Here is a 2,640-nt window from a genome sequence, read left to right as displayed (position 1 = left end):
GACCTGGGGGCGGGGCGGGCCGCCTCCGGCGGCCCGCCCGGCCCCCAAAAGCCTCCGAGGTTTAGGGGTCTGCTGAAAGATGCGATCCGGAGGCCTTTGACCGCATCCAGAGTCATGAAATCTGCGCGATCCCCGTTCAGGAGGCCGGGATGCCGGACAGGCTTCAACGCCTGCAGGAAGCGCTTCAGGCCCATGTGCGCCCGGCCACCTTCCCGGTGGCCATCCGGATGATCGCCCCCGGAGAGCCGTGGCCGGAGAAGACCCGTTTCCCCAAACGGGATTTCGGACAGCAGATCGCGATCTGCCAGGGTTTCGCCATCGCCCGCCATTACGGATGGATCATTGGGATGCGAGGGGAAGATCTCTCATGTCCCCTCGCGAAAGTTGTATGGGGCTTCGAGCCCATGCTGGATTATTACCTCAACGGCATGACCTGCGCCGGGATGTATACCGAGACCCCTGCTGCAGGGGCGGTGAGCGAAGCGCAGGTGGATAAATGGGAACACCATCAGTGGGAAGGCGTGGTCACGGCTCCTCTCCATCGCACCTCCTTCGAACCCCACGTGATCCTCATCTATGGGAACTCCGCTCAGGTCATGCGCCTGGTGGTCGCCCGCCTCTGGAAGACCGGCGGCCGTCTGACTTCATCTTTCTCCGGGCGCATCGACTGCGCCGACGCGGTGATCACCACCATGAAGACCGATGAGTGCCAGGTGATCCTCCCATGCTACGGCGACCGGGTCTTCGGCCAGGCCCAGGATGACGAAATGGCTTTCACCATCCCCAGCAGCAAAATCGAATGGATCATCGAAGGCCTGGAGGGCACCCACAGGGGCGGCATTCGTTACCCCATCCCGAAGTTCCTCCGATACACCGGGATCTACCCGGATCATTATATGGAAATGGAACGCCAGTGGAAGGAGGCCGCCCGGGGGGAAGAATAGGCGCTCTTGGGACCGATCGTGCCTCTCTCCGAGGCCCAAAGGGCCTCCGAGGGAGAGGATCCAAAGATATCCAGAGTGAATTCCCGCTCAGGAGGCGGCGATGGCCGTTGAAGTCAAGGAATTCCTTCCCATCACCCAGCGCCATGAGGATCTGGGCCTCTCGGATGACACCATCCTGCAGATGTATTATCACCTTCTGCTCTCCCGTCGGCTGGACGAGCGCTGTTGGGTTCTGCAACGGCAGGGACGGGTTCCCTTCCATATATCCGGGATCGCGCACGAAGGGATCGGTGTGGGAGCGGCCTACGCGCTGCGCAGGGGGTTCGACATCGTGCATCCCTACTATCGGGATCTCGCCCTCTCCATCGCGCTGGGGATGAAACCCGTGGAGTTCATGCTCGCCCTTTTCGGGAAGAAAGGGGATCCCCACAGCGCCGCCCGCCAGATGCCCTCCCACTTCAGCCTCCGCCATCTGAACATCATCTCCGGCTCCAGCCCCGTCGCCACGCAGGTCCCCCAGGCCGCCGGTATCGCCCTGGCGGAGGTCCTCAAGCAGAAGCTCCGCTCCTCGCTGGAGGCCGCCGGCTTCCCCGTGAGCCAGGAGATGCGGGTCGTCCTCACCGCGATGGGCGAGGGCAGCACCAGCGAGGGCGATTTCCACGAGGCGCTGAACTGGGCGGGTATCTATCGGCTGCCCCTCGTGGTGATCGTCCATAACAACCAGTATGCGATCTCCGTTCCGGTCTGGAAGCAGATGGCGGTCAAACGGGTGGCCGATCGGGCGGCCGCCTATGGCATTTATGGAACCGTCTGCGATGGCGGTAATGTCCTGGAAGTCTATCAGGTGGTGAAAGAAGCCGTCGACCGGGCGCGGGCGGGCGAAGGGACCACCCTGATCGAGGCCGTGACTTACCGCTGGACCCCCCACTCCTCCGATGATGACGATCGGACCTATCGGACGCGAGACGAGGTGGAACAGGGGAAGCTTCGCGACCCTCTGCCCCGGCTTCGGGATTATCTCTACCGGCGGAGCCTGCTCACCCAGCGGCTGGAGGACGAGCTGGAGGAACGGGTGCGGGCGGAGGTGGACGAAGCTCAGCGGTTGGCGGAGGAAGCTCCCTACCCGGCTCCCGAAGAGGCGCTCGCTCCAGTCTTTGCGACCGAGGATCGCTCTGGCTGGTGGGGGGAATAAGGGGGGGGGAGCCGATCGCTTCTAGCGGCCCGCATCCCACGAAGCGGAGCGCCACTCTCCGGGAACGACCGAACCTGGCGCGCAGAACAGGTGGTCGCATCCTCTTTCCCCGAAACCGAGCGGACCGCTGAATGTGCCCCTCGCGCCTGGAGGTTTTATGGGGTGGACAGGGCCGACCCCAGTGGCCCACCTAACCGAACTCGATCTGTCATCCGTGAAACACGCCCGGTTTATGAAAGGATATTCATCTAACGAACGCTTGGGAGGATGATGCATGCCGGAGAAGACGCTGATCGAGGCGATCCGGGAGGCGATCGATGAAGAGATGGCCCGCGATCCGCGGGTCTTTGTGGTGGGGGAGGATGTGGGGCCCCGGGGCGGCGTGTTCCGGGCCACCATGGGCCTCTGGCAGAAATACGGGGAGTGGCGGGTGATCGACTCCCCCCTGGCGGAGCTCTCGATTGTGGCCATCGGGATCGGGGCGGCCCTCAACGGCTTCCGGCC

2 protein-coding genes and 1 pseudogene are annotated in these 2,640 nt (G+C 63.7%); all 3 read left to right on the top strand.

All coding sequences use genetic code 11. The features are described 5' to 3' along the window. Positions 1-149 precede the first annotated feature (149 nt). On the top strand, positions 150-944 hold the full coding sequence (locus tag NZM16_RS09615; protein WP_295480161.1) for a DUF169 domain-containing protein: 795 nt from the start codon (positions 150-152) through the stop codon (positions 942-944). A 100-nt stretch (positions 945-1,044) separates the two neighbouring features. Further along, positions 1,045-2,136, top strand: coding sequence for a thiamine pyrophosphate-dependent dehydrogenase E1 component subunit alpha (locus NZM16_RS09610; protein ID WP_295480160.1), 1,092 nt, complete (start codon positions 1,045-1,047; stop codon positions 2,134-2,136). A 274-nt stretch (positions 2,137-2,410) separates the two neighbouring features. Then, positions 2,411-2,640, top strand: a pseudogene (locus NZM16_RS09605) (alpha-ketoacid dehydrogenase subunit beta); the annotation flags it as partial.

The organism is Thermoflexus sp. (assembly GCF_025055495.1).
GTDB lineage: Bacteria > Chloroflexota > Anaerolineae > Thermoflexales > Thermoflexaceae > Thermoflexus.
Note: the sequence above shows the minus strand (reverse complement) of the source record. Positions and strands in the feature narration are given on the sequence as shown.

What these genes read in the sequence shown, in the direction of transcription:
- NZM16_RS09615 (WP_295480161.1), top strand. Translation starts at nt 150, where the DNA reads ATGCCGGACAGGCTTCAACGCCTGCAGGAAGCGCTTCAGGCCCATGTG.
- NZM16_RS09610 (WP_295480160.1), top strand. Translation starts at nt 1,045, where the DNA reads ATGGCCGTTGAAGTCAAGGAATTCCTTCCCATCACCCAGCGCCATGAG.